Here is an 18759-nt window from a genome sequence, read left to right on the forward strand (position 1 = left end):
TTAAAGACCACCGTTTGGTGGTCTTTTGCTATCTACCGGCAAGCAAATTTTAAATAAAAAAATAAAAATAATTTGTAATTAGTCAATCTTGTGCTTCAAGCAAAGGGCTGCTTCTGCTAAAATCGCGAGCAAGAAAAATTGAGTCTAGACTATTTAGGCGTAAATAAGAGATAAAGATGTTAGAAGATATTCGAGAAAAATCACAGGGATTAACCGCCAAAATAATACTTGGTTTAATTATCTTGACGTTTGCTGTTGCAGGGGTTGGTAGTTATACAAACTCAGTAGACACATCAGTTGCTACTGTAAATGGCGAAAGTATTAGCCAGCAAGATTTCAATAAAGCTTATCAGGCGCAAAGAAATCGTATGGCACAGCAGTTTGGTGACATGTTCGAAACCTTGTCTAATGACCAGAATTACATGGCCAACTTCCGTCAAGGTGTATTAGATAACTTAATTAATGAAAAGTTAATTGATCAAGCAAGCAATGACATGGCAATTCGCGTTTCTGATGAGCGTATTAAAGAGACTATTCGTCAGATGCCAGAATTTCAGGTAGATGGTGCGTTTGATAATAATCGTTATTTAGCCATTATTAATCAAGCGGGCTTTTTTCAGTCTTCTGATTTTAGAGATTACTTAAGAACTGAAATGACTCGTCGTCAATTAAGTCAAGCGCTTGTTGCTAGTGAGTTTAATTTGCCTTATCAAGAAAATCTTCAGCAAACATTGCAAAACCAAACACGTGATATTCGTTTTGCTACCATTGCCAGTGAGCAATTTAAAAGTGCTATTGAAGTAACGGATGAAGAAATCGAAACTTACTATCAAGAAAACCAAGCACGTTTTGAAAATAAAGAGCAGGTAAAAGTTGATTATATTAGCTTAAATGTTGCAGACATTGCTAAAAAAATAACTGTAACAGACGAAGACGTTGCTCAGTACTACAAAGAAAATATGACCCAGTTTACTCAGGCAGAAAAACGTCGTATTTCTCATATTTTGATAGAATTTAATGAAGACGAAGCCGCAGCTGAAAGCGCAGCTAACGATGTTTTAGCTCGTCTTGAACAAGGTGAAGACTTTGCTACCTTAGCTAAAGAAGTATCACACGATACTTTTAGTGGTGAGAATGGTGGTGATCTTGAGTGGTTAGAGCCAGGCGTGATGGAATCTAGCTTTGATGATGCAGCACTTGCTTTAGCTAATGTTGGTGATCTTAGCGGTTTAGTAAAAACTAGTTTTGGTTATCACGTTATTAAGTTAACGGCGCTTGAAGAAGAGAAAATTCAAACTCTTGATGAAGTTAAAGTTGCGTTGCGTGAAACGGTTAGCAATGAAAAAGCGCAAGATCAGTTTTTTGCACTTCAGCAAGAAATGGCACGTATTAGCTTTGAGTACCCTGATAGCTTAGATGATGCGGCAAGTGGAGTAGATGTAGCTATTCAAACATCACCTTGGTTATCGCGTGCAGGTAATGCAGTACCGTTTAATAACGCACAAGTAATTGAAGCAGCGTTTTCTGATTTAGTTTTAGAAGACAACATGAACTCAGATGTTATTGAAGTGAATGATGATATTGCCTTAGTTTTACGTTTAAACACTTATCAGCCTGCGAATGTTAAGCCTAAATCTGAAGTTGCTGAGCAAATTAAAAGTATTTTAATCGCGCAAAAAGCAACAGAGAAAGCACAAAATACAGTGGATGAGTTATTAGCTAAGCATAAAGCGGGTACTGATATTACAAGTGATTTAGCGAGTTTAAATGCAAGCTTTGAAGTAAAAGAAAAGGTCGCTAGATTTGGTGCAGACATTGATCAAAGTGTTACTCGCGCTGCATTTGTATTACCTCATCCAGTCGCTGGTACGGTATCGGCCTCAAGTGCCTCATTAAGCAATGGTGATTTAGCAATTGTTGAGGTGACTTCGGTACAGGTTGCAGAAATTAAACCCGATCCGAATTTAGGCAAGCAGCAAGTATCTCAACTTGCACAGTCAGCTTATCGTGGTTATGTGGACTCATTAAAAGTGGGGGCGAAAATTACCCGCAAAGTCGTTTCTGAGCCAACGACGGTATACTAATTAAGACGATATACTAATTAGAATGAGAAACTAAAAAGCTGCTTTAGAGCTAACACCGATCAGTTAAGAAAATTATTATGATCGGTTGAACGATCTTTACAATCTGTCAAAATCCAGTGATCACAAGTCACTGGATTTTTTTTATGCTTTCAAATTGGTTACTCGATACAGACACTTTTGCTGCTCCCGAAGATTTATCTGTTTTCCAAAAACATTTGCCAATGGAATGGATAGAGAAGGTACTCGTTGAAACGGATAAAGCCAGTATGAGAAGGCGCAAACTACCAGCTGAGCTTGTTGTCTGGCTCATCGTGGGAATAGGCCTTTATCGTAATCGCCCTATTACCGAGGTTGTTGATAAACTTGACCTAATACTGTCAGATAAACTGGGTGAAACACTTGCTCCCAGTGCAATCCCGCAAGCACGAAAGCGCTTAAGTGACACTCCATTAGCTGAACTATTTAAATTGACGGCGACACATTGGTCACAACAACAAGATGGGGATGATACTTGGTGTGGGCTATCACTTTTTTCAGTGGATGGCACACAGCTTCGTTGTGCAGACACGCCAGAAACTGCAAGCGAGTTTGGGTATATCAAGCACCGCCAAGATAAGCACCTTGAATATCCAGTAGTACGATTATGTGCATTAATGTCATTGCGTAGTCGCCTAATAAAAGATGTCGCATTTGGCTCAAGCCGAGTTGGCGAGGTTAATTATGCGAAACAGTTAATTTCATCAGCATCAGCAAATTCACTCACTATTTTTGATAGGTGCTACCTAAGCGCAGAACTTATGATGAATTGGCAACGGCATAACCAAGAGCAGCACTGGTTAACCCCCATAAAAAGTAATACCAAATACCGTGTCATTGAACAGTACAGTGAACATGATTTTCTCATTGAAATGTCAGTATCAAATCATGCCAGAAAACAAGACCCGAGTTTACCTGAAGTTTGGCAAGCTCGCCTCGTTACTTACCCAGAAAACAAACAAAGTAATCATATTAAAGGGCTCCTGAGCTCTTTAACTGACATTAATAAATACAAAGCAGAAGATATTCTGGCAGTGTACTTCGAGCGTTGGGAGATAGAAAATGGCTATGGGGAGTTAAAGCAATTTCAACTTGATAATGCAATATTGCTTAGAAGCCAAACAGTTCAGGGCGTAAAGCAAGAAATATGGGGATTATTAATTGCGTATAACCTAATTAGAGCCGAGATAAGCCAAATAGCGACAGAAGCACAAGTCTCTCCGTTACGCATAAGCTTTGTGATGGCAATGCGATTTATCCAAGATGAGTTTATGTGGTGTGCAATAGCCTCACCAGGTAGTATTCCTAAAAAGTTGAGGGCGATGCGGGAAAACGTAAAACAATTTATATTGCCAGAGAAACGAAAACGGCCCAAAGCCCGGACCGTTCGTATTTCTAAAACCCGCTACCCTGTCAAATCAAAACATGCTTAATTGACATGTGTTAGCTTTAGAGCAGCTTTTTTTATGGGCGTTATTTATGCTAGGACTAGTGTAAAATGCGTTGGCTTAGCAACTCAATTAACAATTCATTTAGCAATGGTGGTGTTTTAACTGGAAGTTCTGACTCATCATCAGCTTTTTGGTTACTTGGTGTTGAGGTTTGTTCATTACCTCGAGTGTGTTACCTCGCTCAACAACCTTACCATGTGACATTACCATCATGGTGTCACTAAAGTGTCTTACGATACCCAGGTTATGGGAAATCAGGATATAGGCCAAGCCCATCTGCTGTTGTAAATCTAATAGTAAATTAATCATTTGCGAACGCAGGGAAGGGTCAAGCGCTGCTAATGCTTCATCTAAGATAATGACTTGCGGTTGCAATATAATCGCTCTAGCAAGCGAAATACGCTGTTTTTGACCACCAGAGAACATATGAGGGTAGAAATTCATATGATCGCCTAATAAGCCGACTTTCTGCAATGTCGTTCGAATAAGTTGCCTTCTTTGCCCTTCATCAAGTTTAGTGTTGAGCTTTAGTGGCTCATCAAGCAGCTGTAATATGGTTAGGCTCGGGTTTAATGTTGTTCCTGAGTCTTGAAAGATCATTCGTATATGTTGACAGCGTTGCTTTAATTTTTGGCTTTGTAGTAGCTGTCCGTTGAGGTAAATTTTGCCGCTCGTGGGTGATTCAGCGCCAACCAGGATTTTGGCAAGTGTTGACTTTCCTGAGCCTGTTTCCCCAACAATGGCGAGTGTTTTGTTGGCTTCAACTGAAAATGAAATCGGCGCTAGCGCTTCAAAGGTATTTTGATTAAACAAAAGCCCTTTTAAGCGAAAACACTTACTAATGTCTTGGACATCAAGGAGGACTGTCATTGATAAGTATCCTTTAATGAAAAGTGGCAACTTACTTTGTGGCCATGGTAATTACTAACGCCAGGAGCGATAACACAGGCTTGTTGCGCCCTAGGGCACCTCGGTCCTAAACGACAGCCAATAGGCAAATGCTGAAGAATTGGAATGCTGCCAGGCAATGTCATTAGCCTTGATTTACTTGGTAGCTGCAGATTCGCTTTAGGACTGCTATCAACTAGTGCTCTGGTATATGGGTGTAAAGGGGTTTTGAAAATTTGCTCGGTTGTGCCTGCTTCAACAAATTGACCGCTGTACATCACGGTAATGGTATTAGTCCAATGAGTGATATTTTCTAAATCATGGCTGATAAGTAATATCGACATGTTTTTTAATTGATTCAAACTGGCTAGCAACCTAAATATTTGCCCTTGATTGGTACTTTCCATGGCGGCTGTTGGCTCATCAGCGATAAGTAACATAGGTCTACTTGCTAACGCTATGGCAATCATAACACGTTGGCAGATGGCTTCTGTTAGCTGGTGTGGGTAGCTTTTAATGCACTGGTTATGCTTTTTGATACCGACTTTATGAAGTAGGGCAATGACTGCAGCTTTGCGCTGTTGTTGTTTTTGCCAAAAGAAGCCTGAAAGTTGTTTATCATCAATGGCTTCCGCTAATTGTTCACCTATCGTTGTTGTTGGATCTAAACAGGCCATGGGCTCTTGGAAAATCATGGCTATATCCTGACAAAGGATCGCTTTGCGCTCTTCAATACTTAAGCGTAGTAAATCAATGCCACGCCAATGAAAGCGATCAGCATGAACGTGCCATTTATCATCCAGCACGCCCATAATCGCTTGCGCCAGTAATGACTTACCAGAGCCAGATTCACCCACTAAGCCTCTGACTTCACCTTCTTTCATTGATAAACTAACGCGATCAACCGCTAAGATTTTCTGGTTATTGCTTTCTAATTCAATGGATAGATTTCTAATATCAAGAAGGTTCATTAGCACTCCTTGCGAAGTTTTAACGCATGTCTAATGCCTTCGCCTACTAAGTTAGTTGCAACAACGGCAAATAATATCGCCAAACCTGGTAAATATACTGTCCAAGGCGCGATATAGAACCTCTCTAGGCCATTAGCTAATATTGCCCCCCATTCTGGTAACGGGATTTGTGCACCAATGCCTAAAAACCCTAAGGTGGCAATATCGAGAATAGCAGCGGATTGTGCAAGGGTTGCTTGGCTCATTAATCTTTCGACAATATTTGGGAAGACCGAGTAGTATAAAACGCGAAAGGGGCTGGCACCGTCTAAACGTGAGGCAAGTACATAGTCTTTGCGAAATTCTTCTTTAACCGCGTAGCGAGTAATATGAATAAACTGCGGTATTAACACAATAACAATAGCCCAGACGGTATTACCAATGCCGGGCCCGAGAATGGCAACAATAATAATAGCTAATAGTAATGAAGGTATTGATAAAACCACATCAAGAAAGTGGTTCAAAAAACTTGATTTGATGCCTTTAGTTAACGCAGAAAGAGAGCCAATAACAACGCCAATAACCAGTGAAATAATGACGACAATAAAACTTAGGCCAAAGGTAAGCGATGTGCCGTACATGAGTCGAGATAGCATATCACGGCCTAGTTCATCTGTGCCTAGTAAATGGCTAACGTTGCCATCTTCATGCCAAGCAGGCGGTAACAGCGCCATATCTAGTTGACCTTCTACCGGAGAGTATGGCGCTAAAATGGGAGCAAAGGCCGCTAAAAATATAAGAAACACAAAACAGCCAAAGCCGAGTATGGCAACGGGGGTTTTGCGAAATATTTGCCATAATTGCATAAAAGGAGAGGGAAATATCTCCTCTTGATAAATTTTTTCACGCGCCATGCTTTTTACCTCGTGCTAGTGGGTTAAGAGCCGCATAGAAGAAATCCGTTAGGATGTGAACAATAAATATAAAGCAAGATAGTACCAATAAACCACTTTGGATAGCGGTGTAATCTCGCTGATAAATGCTTTCAATGAGCCAGCGGCCAATACCCGGCCAACTGAATATGACTTCAGTGACCATAGCAATCGTTACTAGGTTCGCAAATTGTAAACCGACATGTCGGATAATTTTAATTAAAGCATTTCTGATGGCGTGGCGAAAAATAATTTGCTGAGCGCTGAGGCCTTTGGCTCTTGCCGCACGAATATAACTTGTGGCTAAAACTTCAACCATAGAGGCACGCGCTAAGCGAATAAAAATGGTAGCAGGAGCTAATGCTACGACACTTGCCGGTAAGATAATATGCATAGTGGCATCTTGAAATGCTTGCCACTTTTCTGGACTGTTGCTTAGCAGAATATCAAAAAATAGTATGCCAGTTACCATGTCAATTTCAAATAATAAACTCAGTCTACCTGCTGATGGTAACCAGCCTAGCGTGATAGAAAAGAGTAAAATAGCAAGTAAACCAAGCCAAAATACAGGAATGGAATAGCCTAGCATTGCCACAGACAAAATAACATTATCGCTGGTTTTGTTGTGTCTAATTGCCGCAATGAAACCTAAAGGAATACCGATAAGCATAGCTAACATCAGGGCGACTAGGCTTAATTCTATGGTTGCCGGTAATAGTTTTAAAACCTCTGAGCTGATAGGGGTTTGGCTTGACATGGAAAGCCCTAAGTCACCATTGACAATATGGCTTAAATACGCCCAGTATTGCACAATAAAATTCTTATCGGCCTGGTAGGCATTGTTAAGCTCAGCTAGCTGGGTCGGGGTGGCATGAATTTGTCCAGAGAGATTAATAACCGCATCACCCGGAAATAAAAAGCCCAAACTAAAAGAAAGTAAAGTTAACACCAACATGGTGAAAACAAACAGGCTTAATCGTCGAAGTGTAAAAATTAACATGTTATTGCTGCTCCTCTAATTGCGTAGCAGCTGAAGTGGTTGCTTCTGACGGTGCTTGCTTAAATACATGATAAAAGCTGATACCGCCAAAATTAGCTAATATGTTGCCTTTTACATTAACACCGCGTGCTTGGTATCGTTTAGAGTGAGCAATAGGCAGTAAAGGTTTTTCATCGTGTAATATTTTCATCGCTTGAGCGTAGTAGCTTTTTCTATCAGCAACGTTTGCCGTTTTCAGCGCTTTTTCAATCAAGTCATCGTATGCTTGATTACACCAGAAGGTTCTATTATTACCTGTTTCTGTGGCTGAGCAGCTCAGCATAGGTGTGAAGAAATTATCAGGATCAGGATGATCTGCTGACCAGCCTAATAAAAAGCTTTGATGTTCTCCTTGCGCTAGCCTGCGTAAAAAGGTGCTCCATTCATAACTGACAATATTCACTTTAATGCCAACTTTCTTTAAATCTGCTTGGATAAGCTTGGCCATAGTTACCGCGTTAGGGTTATAGGCTCGTTGCACAGGCATAGCCCATAAATCCATGGTAAAACCTTGAGCGTAGCCAGCCACCTCTAACAAGGCTCTAGCCTGATTAGGGTTATATTCATGATGCGGGATATTCTTGTCATAGGCCCAAGAGGTTTGCGGTAATATAGAGTGAGCAGTGTCAGCCTCACCTTGATAAACGGTATCAACAAGCGCTTGTTTGTTTATCGCTAAACTGACCGCTAACCGTACTAGTTTACTGTCAAATGGCGGCTTTTTAGTATTAAAACCATAGTAACCAATGTTTAATGCGGTAACTGCATCAAGCGTTAAATCAGGTCGCTCAATAATTTTTTTATGGGCGATAGGGTAGCTGCTAACATCACACTCTTTTGCCAAAAGTTTTGTAAGCCGGCTCGTTTTACTTGGTGATATATCGTAAACCAATTGTTCAATTTGAGCATTTTCTTGCCAGTAGTTTTCATGACGATAATAGCGAATCAGTGAGCCTACTCGATATTCTTTTAACTTAAACGGCCCTGTGCCAATTGGGTGGGTATCTATATCATGCATGGTATTGCGTTCGATTAGTTCTTGCGCATATTCAGCAGAGAGGATAATGGCAAAGTCTGTGGCTAAATTCGCTAAGAATGAGCTATCAGCGCGATTTAGCTGAAATCGTACGGTGTAATCATTTATTTTTTCTATGCTATCGACAAGGTTTTCAAATTCGACACTTTGAAAGAAAGGGTAAATGCCGCCAGAGATGTTATGAAAAGGGTGATTGGCATCTAAAATACGGTTAAAGCTGAAAATAACATCGTCAGCGTTTAGCTTACGGCTAGGGGTAAAATAGTCAGTTGCATGAAAACTCACATCTTTTCTTAAATAAAAGGTAATCTTTTTACCATCGCGTGTTACATGCCAAGATTTGGCAAGTGCAGGGACAATGGTATTGTCTGCTCCTTGATAGGTAATAAGTCGGTCATAGAGCTGGTGTGAGGTCGCATCAATCGTAGTACCTGATGTAACAAGCTGAGGGTTAAAGGTTTCTGGTGAGCCTTCAGAGCAATAAATGATACTGCGCTGGCTTACCGACTGTGTGTTTTGATCACTACAGGCGGCGAGCATAAAAATTGCTAGGAAGGCAAAATATAGCTGCAGCCAAGCTTTTGTATGTTTACTTAGATTAAAGTTCATCAGCGTTATTACCATCTAATAAGTTATACTTTTTAAGGTAGCCTCTTAATTGGTGATAAGTTAACTCTAATGCTTCCGCGGTTTTCTTTTGGTTATATTGACAGTGCGCTAATGCACTTTGGATTAGCTCAATTTCATAATCTTGCGATAACGACTTAAGTGATTGCGGATATTGCCCGTTGATCGCTTGCGGTGTTGTGGTACTTATTAAGCTGACATCTTCATTCGTTGATGTTTTTTGAGTTTCTTGTACTTGCTCTTGGCTAGATGTTTCAGCAGGTGCAGTTACTCTATCATTGGTCTTAACTCGCTGGCTTGGCCTATAAGGTGACTCGAATGGGTCTATCACTAATTCATGTACTGGTAAATGCGGATTGTTGCACCGGTAAACGCTACGCTCAACGACATTTTTAAGCTCGCGAATATTACCCGGCCAGTGGTAATCAAGCATGCTACGCTTGGCTTTTTCAGTGAAGCCACTAAATAACTCAAAATCTAATTCACGCGCCATGTTAATGGCAAAGTGCTCGGCGAGCATGATAATATCTTCAAGCCTTTCTCGTAAAGGTGGCAAGGTAACTACATCAAAAGCTAGCCTATCAAGTAAGTCAGCTCTAAATTGTCCAGAAGAAGCTAAGCTAGGTAAATCTTCATTGGTCGCGGCGATAAGGCGAACATCAGTGGCAATGGTTCGTGAGCCACCAACACGCTCAAATTCACCATACTCTACAACACGTAGTAATTTTTCTTGAATTAAGCCTGAAGTATTGGCAATTTCATCTAAGAATAATGTGCCTTTATCTGCTCGTTCAAAACGGCCTTCATGGCGTTTACTGGCGCCGGTAAATGCACCACTGTCATAGCCAAATAGTTCAGTCTCTAAAAGGTTCTCGTTTAATGCTGCACAATTAAGCTTAAGGTAACTTTGCTCCCAACGTTTTGACAGGTAATGCAAACGTGCGGCAACCAGCTCTTTACCAGTACCACGCTCACCAATGATAAGTACAGGTTTACTTAAGGGAGCAATTTGCGAAATTTGTTCTAAAACTTCAAGAAAACTATTTGATTGTCCAAGTAAATTATCTTGCTGATTAAAACGAGCCATATACAACCTATTATTTGGTTTTTTTCACTAACAAATAGTGTATTTCATTAACTGAGAGGATTAAAGACTTTTTATAAAAATATAATAAGTTCTTAAAAAACAATGTGGTATCATTTTTTTTAAACTTGGCGTAGATAATGAATAGCTTGTAAGTGTACATTAGCTGCAAGTTAAATATAGCTAAGATACATTTTTTGAGCTATTGTCGGTGCAAATTTGCGCCATAGAGGAAGAAGTTATGGGTATTTTTTCAAGATTCACAGATATTGTTAATTCAAACATTAATAGTTTGTTAGATAAAGCAGAAGATCCTGCCAAAATGGTACGTTTGATCATTCAGGAAATGGAAGATACCTTGGTTGAAGTTCGTTCAAGCTCTGCTAAAACATTAGCAGATAAAAAAGAGCTTTCTAGACAAGTAGTACGTTTTGAAAATGAAGCAGCGCAGTGGCAAGAAAAAGCTGAGTTAGCCTTAAGTAAAGATAGAGAAGATCTTGCGCGTGCGGCATTAATGGAAAAGAAAAAGTGTAGTGAAAGCGCACAAGCACTCGTTGATGAGCTGGCACATACAGATGAGCATTTAAGTAAACTGCAAGATGAGATTACGCAATTGCAAGAAAAGCTCGCTGATGCTAAAGCAAGACAAAAAGCGATAATTATGCGTGAAAAAACAGCAAGTTCTCGCTTGAAAGTTAAGAAAAATATTAACAGTGAACGCGTTAACGATGCACTAAGTCGCTTTGATCATTATGAGCGTAAAATTGATGATATTGAAGCGCAGGTCGAGTCTTATGACTTAGGTAGTAAATCATTATCTGATGAAATTGCTGAGCTTGAGTCTGATGAGAAAATTGATGATGAATTAGCGCAATTAAAAGCTAAAATGAAAGAAAATAAATAATACCAACACTAAGATTCATTTGTAGTTATCAGTTATCGTTCCCTCAGGAACATGTAAGGAGAAGCATAGTGCACGATATTATAATGGCACCCGTGATAATTTTCATGGTCATCGTAGCCCCAATTTGGTTAGTTTTACACTACAGAAGTAAACGACAAGTAAGCCAAGGTTTGAGCGAAGAAGAATATATTCAGTTATCTGAATTGTCTGAAATGGCTGACAAAATGAGTGAGCGTATTCAAACTTTAGAAGCTATTTTAGATGCTGAAACCCCTGATTGGAGAAGCAAGGTATGAGTAAACGACGTGGAGAGTTATTTCGTAACCCCAGTCGTGGAAAAATAGCCGGGGTTTGTGCTGGGGTTGCTGATTATTTTGGCTGGGAAACATGGCTGGTTAGAATATTGGTTGTTTCTGGTGTACTTTTTGGCATGCCATTTTTGATTTTAGTGTATGTGGCAGCTTGGTTTATTTTAGATAAAGATCCTAGCTCTGCTGCTTTTGTTAAAGGCAAGCGAGGACAAAATGTCAGTGGTTATGACCGGACAAAGTCCTCTGAAGATGAACTGGCCAGTGAGTCGATTAAAGTAAAAGCCCGAGTTTGGCAATCAGGTGAGCCGCCTAAACAAGCGTTTCACGATATTCGCCGAAAGTTTCGAACCTTAGAACATAAGCTACAAAACCTTGAAAAATACGTGACCTCGACGGAGTTTACGGTGTCGCGAGAGATCAATAAGTTATAGTGATAGAAGCAGGCAAATAGCCTGCTTTTTATTGCCAGTCTTATCGTAAGAAAGCTAGGGTAGGCACTATGAATTCGCTTTTAAAGCTTATATCATCAAGTAGAGTTTTAGTTAAAGTAATAATAAAAATTTCAATAGCCTATGGCAATTATAAAAAAGCAACGTATCGAAAAACTAAAGAATAAGGCCAGCGAAATGCTGAGTCGTAGCATTGATCAGCATATTAATTTGGCTGTGACAGGTCTTAGTCGTAGTGGTAAAACAGCTTTTATCACGTCATTGGTCAACCAATTAATCAATGAAGGCAATAAGAGTAAATTAAGCTTTTTTGATCCGGTTCATCAAGGAAATTTTATTGCCGCTAAACGTGTTCCTCAAAAAAATTATCAAGTTGCTAGGTTTGATTATGAGGGCGGGATCACGGCACTTACGGCTAAACAACCACATTGGCCTGAGCCGACACATGGTATTAGTGAGTTGCGTTTAGCGATTAGGTATCAACCTAAATCGTCATTGCTTAGGTATGCTACCGATATGGCGACACTAACGGTTGATATTACCGATTACCCAGGTGAGTGGTTGCTTGATTTACCTATGCTAAAACAAACGTTTGAGCAATGGTCGGATGTAACACTGGCATTATTAAAACAAGCGCCACGTAATAGTTACGCACAAGAGTTTTTGAATAAAATTGCAGATATAGACCCTTTTGCCCCCGCCAATGAAGAGCAAATTGCGCAATTATCGGCAGAATATACGCAACTATTACATCAGTTTCGCCATGAACTAGGGCTTTCGGTGATTCAACCGGGTAGATTTATTCTTCCAGGGGAGCTTGCTGGTGCGCCAATACTTGAGTTTTTCCCTTATGCGGGTTTTGATGATATTGATCTTAATCGTTATCAAAATGCGGATGATACCAGTTTTATTGGTATGCTCAGAGCACGCTTTATTGAGTACAAAGAAAGCGTTGTCCGTAAGTTTTATCAAAAGCATTTTTCTCGCTTTGACCGGCAAATCGTATTGGCTGACTGCTTAAACCCACTGAATAAGGGGGAAGAGAGTTTTGCTGATTTAGAGTTGGCTATCAGTATGATTTTAGAAAGTTATCGTTATGGTCAGTCGGGCATATTTTCCCGGGTATTCTCGCCCCGTATTGATAAGTTATTATTTGCGGCAACAAAAGCTGATCATGTAACGCCTGAACAACACGCGCCATTGGTTTCTTTGTTAAATCAGTTAATCCATCAAAGTAAGCATCATATTAGCTTTGAAGCGATTGAGATCAAAACCCTTGCTATCGCGTCAGTGAAAGCAACTAGCTCAGGTTTTATTCAACATCAAGGAAAGAAAGTTCCCGTTATTCAAGGTGTTACACAACAGAAATTTGAGCAGAATGATGACGCTGAAAGCAGCACGAATAAGCAAATAACCTTGTTTCCTGGTGCTGTACCTGAAAAACTACCCACGCAAAGCTACTGGCAAGCGCAAGCGTTCAATTTTATTAATTTTGCTCCTACGCAAGGTTTAAGCAAGCACGAGTGTTTGCCCCACGTTCGTATGGATCAAGTATTGCAATTTTTATTGGCAGATAAAATGATATGACAAAAGAGACTTCACCAGAGCAACAGCAACAAATTTTATTTTCTGAGCCGAGTTTAATTGATGAGTCAAAACTAGATGAGCCTTCACTTAAGCAAAGTCAGCAGCAATTATTTGATAACGAAGCCTATTTACCTGATAGCATTGAGGAAATAGAAACGTCTGAGTTGCAAAATGAATTATTGCAGCATGATATTGAAGATGTTGAGCAATCAAGTATGCCGTGGATTTGGCGTATTATTTTTGTGTTGCTTATGTCTATTGTTACCATTGAAGCAGTAGACTTCTTTATTGAAGGCTTTACTACATCTCCCTTTCTAACCAGTTTGTATGGCGCAATTTTGGCGGCTCTTGTTGTCGTCAGTGGTACTGCGTTATTTAAAGAGCTGGTGGGTCTAAAGCAATTTAAAGCCAGACAGCAGCAAAAGCAACAAGCACTGGCTTTATCTCAGGCGCAATCTGAAGGAAATGTAGAGGACTTATGTAATGCCATAAGTAGTACCTTGCCTTGTGATATTGTTTTTAGTCAAGAGCAGGCCTGGCAGCAAGCGCTATCTGATGCGCACTCACAGCAAGAGTTACTGCAACTCTACTCCCGCTTAGTTTTAGAGAAGGTTGATGATAAAGCGATAGCTGAAGTGGCGAAGTTCTCATCGGAAGCTGTTGTATTAGTTGCCTTAAGCCCTGTTGCTATTATTGATATGTTGATTATTTTATCTAGAAATTTACGGATGATTAATAAAATAGCAGGCTTGTACGGATTAAAATTAGGTTACTGGAGCCGTATTAAATTAATAAAGCAAGTGTTTGTTAATATGGCTTATGCAGGCGCTAGTGAAATTGTTGCAGATTTAGGGAGTGATGTGCTTGGCGCTGAGTTATTAGGCAAGTTATCAACCAAGCTGGCACAAGGTTTAGGGGCAGGTATGTTAACGGCCAGACTCGGCATAAAAACAATGCAGCTTTGTAGGCCATTAGCATTTGACGATAAGCCTAAGCTGAGCCATGTACGTTCACAAGTTGTCGAGCAAATCAAAGGGCTAATCAAGCCAGCTAAATAAAACTAATGGTGAATGCTAACGAATAAACGCAGTTATTATCTGGCTAGTATGAAATGCTAAGTGACTGTCACAGTTATATTTAGTTTCAGCATTATCAACAATGTAAATCACACTGTAAGTTTAGGTGTACAAGAATAGGGTTTGTCTGTTTTTTGACCGTTTGTTTGTGCTTTTAATTCTAGCTTTGCCTGCCTTAAGATTAGGGAAAGCGAAACTTAAAAAAATTATTACAACAAGGTTAAGCCAATGACAAAGAAAACAGCTTATGTTTCTAAACTCCCTGATGAAACAGGCAATATTATATGGACAGATGAAGAAAATGCTATCTGGAGTGAGCTAATTACTCGACAACTTGCCTGCATTGAAGGTAAAGCATGTGATGAGTATATGCACGGTTTGCACAAGTTAAATTTACCTAAAGATCGAGTGCCGCAACTTGGTGAGGTAAATGAAGTGCTACAAGCTGAAACAGGTTGGCAATGTTATCCTGTTCCTGCATTGATTGGCTTTGGCGAATTTTTTAAGTTGCTTTCAGAGAAGAAGTTTCCTGTTGCAACCTTCATTAGAACGCGTGAAGAGTTAGATTACCTACAAGAGCCGGATATTTTCCATGAAATATTTGGTCACTGCCCGCTATTAACAAACCCCTCATTTGCAAATTACACTCAGGCTTATGGAAAAATGGGCTTACAAGCAAGTCATGAGCAGCGCGTGTTTTTAGCAAGGCTTTACTGGTTTACCATAGAGTTTGGTTTACTCGATACGCCACAAGGTATAAAGCTTTACGGTGGTGGCATCTTATCTTCTCCGGGCGAAACTGATTATGCTCTGAATAATGAGCAGGTAGAGCGCCAACCGTTCAATATTTTAGATGTGCTGAGAACGCCTTATCGAATTGATATTATGCAACCTATATATTATATGATTCCTGAGCTTGCCTATTTGGATGAGATACGACAGTTTGAAGTAGAAGAGATCATGGAACTGGTTGCCAAAGCACAAATGTTGGGGTTATATCCGGCAAAATATCCAGCGAAAGAAGCAAGTTAAGTTCGCAATGAACCTAATAGAATGATTAAGAACAATTAAAATTAAAGGAAATGCACAATGACACAAACATCTTCTGAAAAATTATCAATGCAAGTATGTGAGGCTTGCCAAGCGGATGCTCCTAAAGTAAGTGATGAGGAATTAAAAGAGTTACTGGCACAAATTCCAGATTGGATTCCGCAAGTGCGTGATAATGTTATGATGCTTGAGCGTGAGTATAAATTTAAAAACTTCAAACTTGCTTGGGCCTTCTCTAATAAAGTGGCTGAATTGGCTGAAGAAGAATTTCACCACCCGTCAATTTTGTTGGAATGGGGTAAAGTGACCATTACTTGGTGGACGCACGCTATCGGTGGTTTACACAAGAATGACTTTATCTGCGCAGCCAAAACGGATCAGTTATTAGATTAACGAACTTTACGTTAAGGTAAAGTAAACTATTTGAAAGTTGTAAAACATAGTTTACAATGGCCCTTTGTATTCACTATTGCCAGATTATTTGTGATTAGTTTGGCAACTAGCAAAGAAGGGCCTTATAATGCGTTTGGAAATCACTTGTCATGATCGTGTTGGAATCGGACAGAAAGTTTTAGAAGTTTTCGTTAAGCACGGTATTAATGTTCGAGGAATTGAGCTTAAAGAAACTGGCCGAATCTTTATTAATATTCCCGATCGTGAATTTTCAGAGCTACAAAGTTTTATGCCTCAACTTCGCCTTATTGAAGGTGTTGGTGATGTTAAAACTGCCCCTTATATGCCATCTGAGCGAGAGAAAAATGAGCTCGCGACCCTAATCAAAACATTTCCTGACCCTTTTATCTCTATTGATGCTAAGGGGAATATCAGAATTGCCAATACGGTAGCATCACACCTTATGGGTAGTGATCAAGAGTCTTTAGTAGGCCAGCATATTAGTTTATGGCTTAAAGGCTTTAATTTTAATCGTTGGTTAGACAGTAATGATGCTTTGGCACAAACGCGTCGCCTTAAGTTTCAAGGTGAAGATTATGTTGCGGATATTATGCCAATTAATGTCACCGATGAAGGCAATAACCAAGTACTGGCAGGCGCTGTACTAATACTCAAGTCAGAAGCGCGCCTTGGTCAGCAAATGAATGCATTTAAGCAGCCGAATGAAAGTACTTTTTTAGGTATTCAGGCGACATCAAGTGCGATGCGTAAAGTGATCAGAGAAGCTAAGCGCATGTCGCAACTTGACTCTTCTATTTTGATTATGGGCGAAACCGGTACAGGTAAAGAGTTGTTAGCCCGAGCTTGTCATGGCGCAAGTGAAAGAGCTGAACACCCTTTTATGACCTTAAACTGTGCGGCATTACCAGATGATGTCGCTGAGTCTGAGCTATTTGGTAAAGGTGAAAAAGATCAACAAGATAGTAAACGCGGAATTTTTGAATTGGCTGATGGCGGCACTATATTTCTTGATGAAATAGGGGAAATGTCGGCAAAGCTGCAAAGCAAGCTGTTACGTGTTATTCAAAATGGTAGCTTTAGACGTGTAGATTCAGAGCAAGAAATGACGGTAAATGTGCGTATTATTAGCTCAACTAACAAAGACTTGCTCAATTTGGTTTCTATAGGGGAGTTTCGAGAAGATCTTTATTATAGATTAAATGTCTTTGGTTTAACTTTACCAGCCTTAAGAGAGAGGCGTAGCGATATTTTGCCATTGGCTGAAACCTTTATTGCCCAATCAGCGCAAAAAATTGGCCGTGGTCACTTAACTATGTCTGATGATTGCCGTGATTTTGTTGAGCATTACCCATGGCCTGGCAATGTTAGGCAACTTGAGAATGTATTAACGCGTGCCGCTTCTTTATTGGAAGGAGATGAGATTGAAACAAGCCACTTGCAGTTGCCTGCTTATACAAGAGAGCACGGCTATTTAGAGCAAGAATTTGAAGGTACGCTTGATGCCGCAGTGAAAAATTTTGAAGCTGATCTGCTAAGAAAATTATATCCTGCTTACCCTAGCACTCGTCAATTAGCGAAAAAGTTAGGTTTAAGTCATACTGCGATCGCTAATAAACTTCGTGAATATGATATCAATAAAAAAACGGTAAAAATCTAGCTTCTAGCACCTGTAATTTTTACCGTAAAGAATTTATTCCGCATTAATTTATTTTTGCGCGGACAATTTCTTGGTAGTTATCAAAAAAATTCGTACTATGCTTTTCATTAATAGAGCTGGCTTTTGTGATATTTGTATTCATAAAGGCCAGCGTTATATTTTACGTAGAAGGTTATTCGATGAAATTAGCAACATTAAAAAATGATACCCGAGATGGTCAATTAGTCGTAGTAAGCCGTGCTTTAGATACTGCGGTTGTAGTCGCTGATATAGCACCAACATTGCAAGCAGCAATAGATAATTGGCAGGTAGTTGCACCGAAACTGGCAGAAGTATATCAAGCACTAAATAATGGCAAGGTTGCTAATAGCATTGCCTTTGAGCAGGCTGATTGTGAATCTCCATTGCCAAGAGCATATCAGTGGGCAGATGGTAGCGCTTATGTTAATCACGTTGAGCTAGTGCGCAAAGCGAGAAATGCTGAAATGCCAGAAACTTTCTGGACAGATCCATTAATGTACCAAGGTGGTTCAGATGCCTTTATTGGCCCTCGTGATGAAATCAAAGTTGCATCAGAAGACTTTGGTATTGATTTTGAGTCAGAAGTTGCCGTGATCACTGATGATGTACCTATGGGAGCATCACCTGAAGAAGCAGCTGAGCACATTAAGTTACTTATGCTAGTTAATGATGTTTCCTTGAGAAACTTGATTCCTGGTGAGTTAGCAAAAGGTTTTGGCTTTTTTGCTTCTAAACCATCAAGCGCCTTTTCTCCTGTTGCGGTTACACCTGATGAGCTAGGAGAGGCTTGGGACGGTAAAAAGCTGCATCTGCCATTGACGACTCACCTTAATGGCGAATTGTTTGGTCAGCCAAACTGTGGTGTAGATATGACCTTTGATTTTCCTACTATAGTAGCTCATGCAGCTAAAACAAGGCCCTTATCGGCTGGTTGTATTGTTGGCTCAGGTACTATTTCTAATTATGATCGTTCAGCAGGCTCGAGCTGTTTGGCTGAAAAGCGTATGTTAGAAATTATTGCTGATGGTAAGCCAAGCACACCATTTATGTGTTTTGGTGATAGCGTAAGTATTGAAATGTTCAATGAAGATGGCGCAAGTATTTTTGGTAAGATTGATCAGCAAGTTGTTCAGTATAAGTAAGTATAGGGTGGCAGGTCGTCT

Annotated in this window: 16 protein-coding genes and 1 pseudogene; 11 read left to right on the plus strand and 6 right to left on the minus strand. The window is 39.9% G+C overall.

Annotated elements, in window-relative coordinates; all coding sequences use genetic code 11:
- Positions 1-176: 176 nt before the first annotated feature.
- Complete coding sequence (locus EMK97_RS17660) at positions 177-2084, plus strand: SurA N-terminal domain-containing protein (protein WP_130604095.1); 1908 nt, start codon at positions 177-179, stop codon at positions 2082-2084.
- Between the two features lie 143 nt (positions 2085-2227).
- Entirely contained in the window at positions 2228-3553 is a 1326-nt protein-coding gene (locus tag EMK97_RS17665) for an IS4 family transposase (protein WP_130600978.1), read from the plus strand.
- A 99-nt stretch (positions 3554-3652) separates the two neighbouring features.
- On the opposite strand, the gene EMK97_RS17670 is transcribed toward EMK97_RS17665, so the two are convergent.
- Genes EMK97_RS17670 through pspF form a run of 6 tightly spaced genes read right to left on the minus strand, consistent with a single transcriptional unit; the run spans position 3653 to position 10130 of the window.
- A complete protein-coding gene (locus EMK97_RS17670; RefSeq protein ID WP_130604096.1) occupies positions 3653-4441 on the minus strand; it encodes a peptide ABC transporter ATP-binding protein in 789 nt (262 codons plus the stop codon).
- The gene (locus EMK97_RS17675; RefSeq protein ID WP_130604097.1) at positions 4438-5430 is read right to left on the minus strand and encodes a peptide ABC transporter ATP-binding protein; all 993 of its coding nucleotides are present in this window, start codon (positions 5428-5430) and stop codon (positions 4438-4440) included. Before EMK97_RS17675 ends, EMK97_RS17670 begins: the two co-directional genes overlap by 4 nt.
- Entirely contained in the window at positions 5430-6323 is an 894-nt protein-coding gene (locus EMK97_RS17680) for an ABC transporter permease subunit (protein ID WP_130604098.1), read from the minus strand. The genes EMK97_RS17675 and EMK97_RS17680 overlap by 1 nt, the downstream gene beginning before the upstream one ends.
- Complete coding sequence (locus EMK97_RS17685; RefSeq protein WP_130604099.1) at positions 6313-7341, minus strand: ABC transporter permease; 1029 nt, start codon at positions 7339-7341, stop codon at positions 6313-6315. Before EMK97_RS17685 ends, EMK97_RS17680 begins: the two co-directional genes overlap by 11 nt.
- 1 nt (position 7342) lies before the next feature.
- A complete protein-coding gene (locus EMK97_RS17690) occupies positions 7343-9025 on the minus strand; it encodes an ABC transporter substrate-binding protein (RefSeq protein ID WP_130604100.1) in 1683 nt (560 codons plus the stop codon).
- Positions 9015-10130, minus strand: a complete 1116-nt coding sequence (gene pspF / locus EMK97_RS17695; RefSeq protein ID WP_130604101.1) for a phage shock protein operon transcriptional activator — start codon at positions 10128-10130, stop codon at positions 9015-9017. The genes EMK97_RS17690 and pspF overlap by 11 nt, the downstream gene beginning before the upstream one ends.
- Before the next feature lie 238 nt (positions 10131-10368).
- Here pspF and pspA point away from each other — a divergent pair, with 238 nt between their 5' ends.
- From pspA to EMK97_RS17740, 9 genes and pseudogenes are all read left to right on the plus strand, one after another.
- Positions 10369-11031 carry a phage shock protein PspA gene (pspA, locus tag EMK97_RS17700; protein WP_130604102.1) on the plus strand — a complete coding sequence of 221 codons (663 nt, stop codon included), beginning with the start codon at positions 10369-10371 and terminating at the stop codon, positions 11029-11031.
- An 83-nt stretch (positions 11032-11114) separates the two neighbouring features.
- A complete protein-coding gene (pspB, locus tag EMK97_RS17705) occupies positions 11115-11327 on the plus strand; it encodes an envelope stress response membrane protein PspB (RefSeq protein ID WP_130604532.1) in 213 nt (70 codons plus the stop codon).
- Positions 11324-11773: an envelope stress response membrane protein PspC gene (gene pspC / locus EMK97_RS17710; protein ID WP_130604103.1), complete on the plus strand. Its 450-nt coding sequence runs from the start codon at positions 11324-11326 to the stop codon at positions 11771-11773. The genes pspB and pspC overlap by 4 nt, the downstream gene beginning before the upstream one ends.
- A 195-nt stretch (positions 11774-11968) precedes the next feature.
- A complete protein-coding gene (locus EMK97_RS17715; protein WP_246028828.1) occupies positions 11969-13378 on the plus strand; it encodes a YcjX family GTP-binding protein in 1410 nt (469 codons plus the stop codon).
- Entirely contained in the window at positions 13375-14436 is a 1062-nt protein-coding gene (locus EMK97_RS17720) for a YcjF family protein (RefSeq protein ID WP_130604105.1), read from the plus strand. The genes EMK97_RS17715 and EMK97_RS17720 overlap by 4 nt, the downstream gene beginning before the upstream one ends.
- Before the next feature lie 237 nt (positions 14437-14673).
- Positions 14674-15486, plus strand: a pseudogene (gene phhA, locus EMK97_RS17725) (phenylalanine 4-monooxygenase); the annotation flags it as partial.
- Positions 15487-15543: 57 nt separating this feature from the next.
- Positions 15544-15897: a 4a-hydroxytetrahydrobiopterin dehydratase gene (locus tag EMK97_RS17730; RefSeq protein WP_170176806.1), complete on the plus strand. Its 354-nt coding sequence runs from the start codon at positions 15544-15546 to the stop codon at positions 15895-15897.
- 127 nt (positions 15898-16024) lie between these two features.
- Positions 16025-17575 (plus strand): transcriptional regulator TyrR, encoded by a 1551-nt coding sequence (tyrR, locus tag EMK97_RS17735; RefSeq protein WP_130604107.1) that lies wholly within the window; start codon positions 16025-16027, stop codon positions 17573-17575.
- Between the two features lie 179 nt (positions 17576-17754).
- A complete protein-coding gene (locus EMK97_RS17740) occupies positions 17755-18738 on the plus strand; it encodes a fumarylacetoacetate hydrolase family protein (protein ID WP_130604108.1) in 984 nt (327 codons plus the stop codon).
- The last annotated feature ends 21 nt before the right edge of the window (positions 18739-18759 follow it).

Origin of the sequence: Litorilituus sediminis (assembly GCF_004295665.1) — a bacterium.
Lineage (GTDB): Bacteria > Pseudomonadota > Gammaproteobacteria > Enterobacterales > Alteromonadaceae > Colwellia > Colwellia sediminis.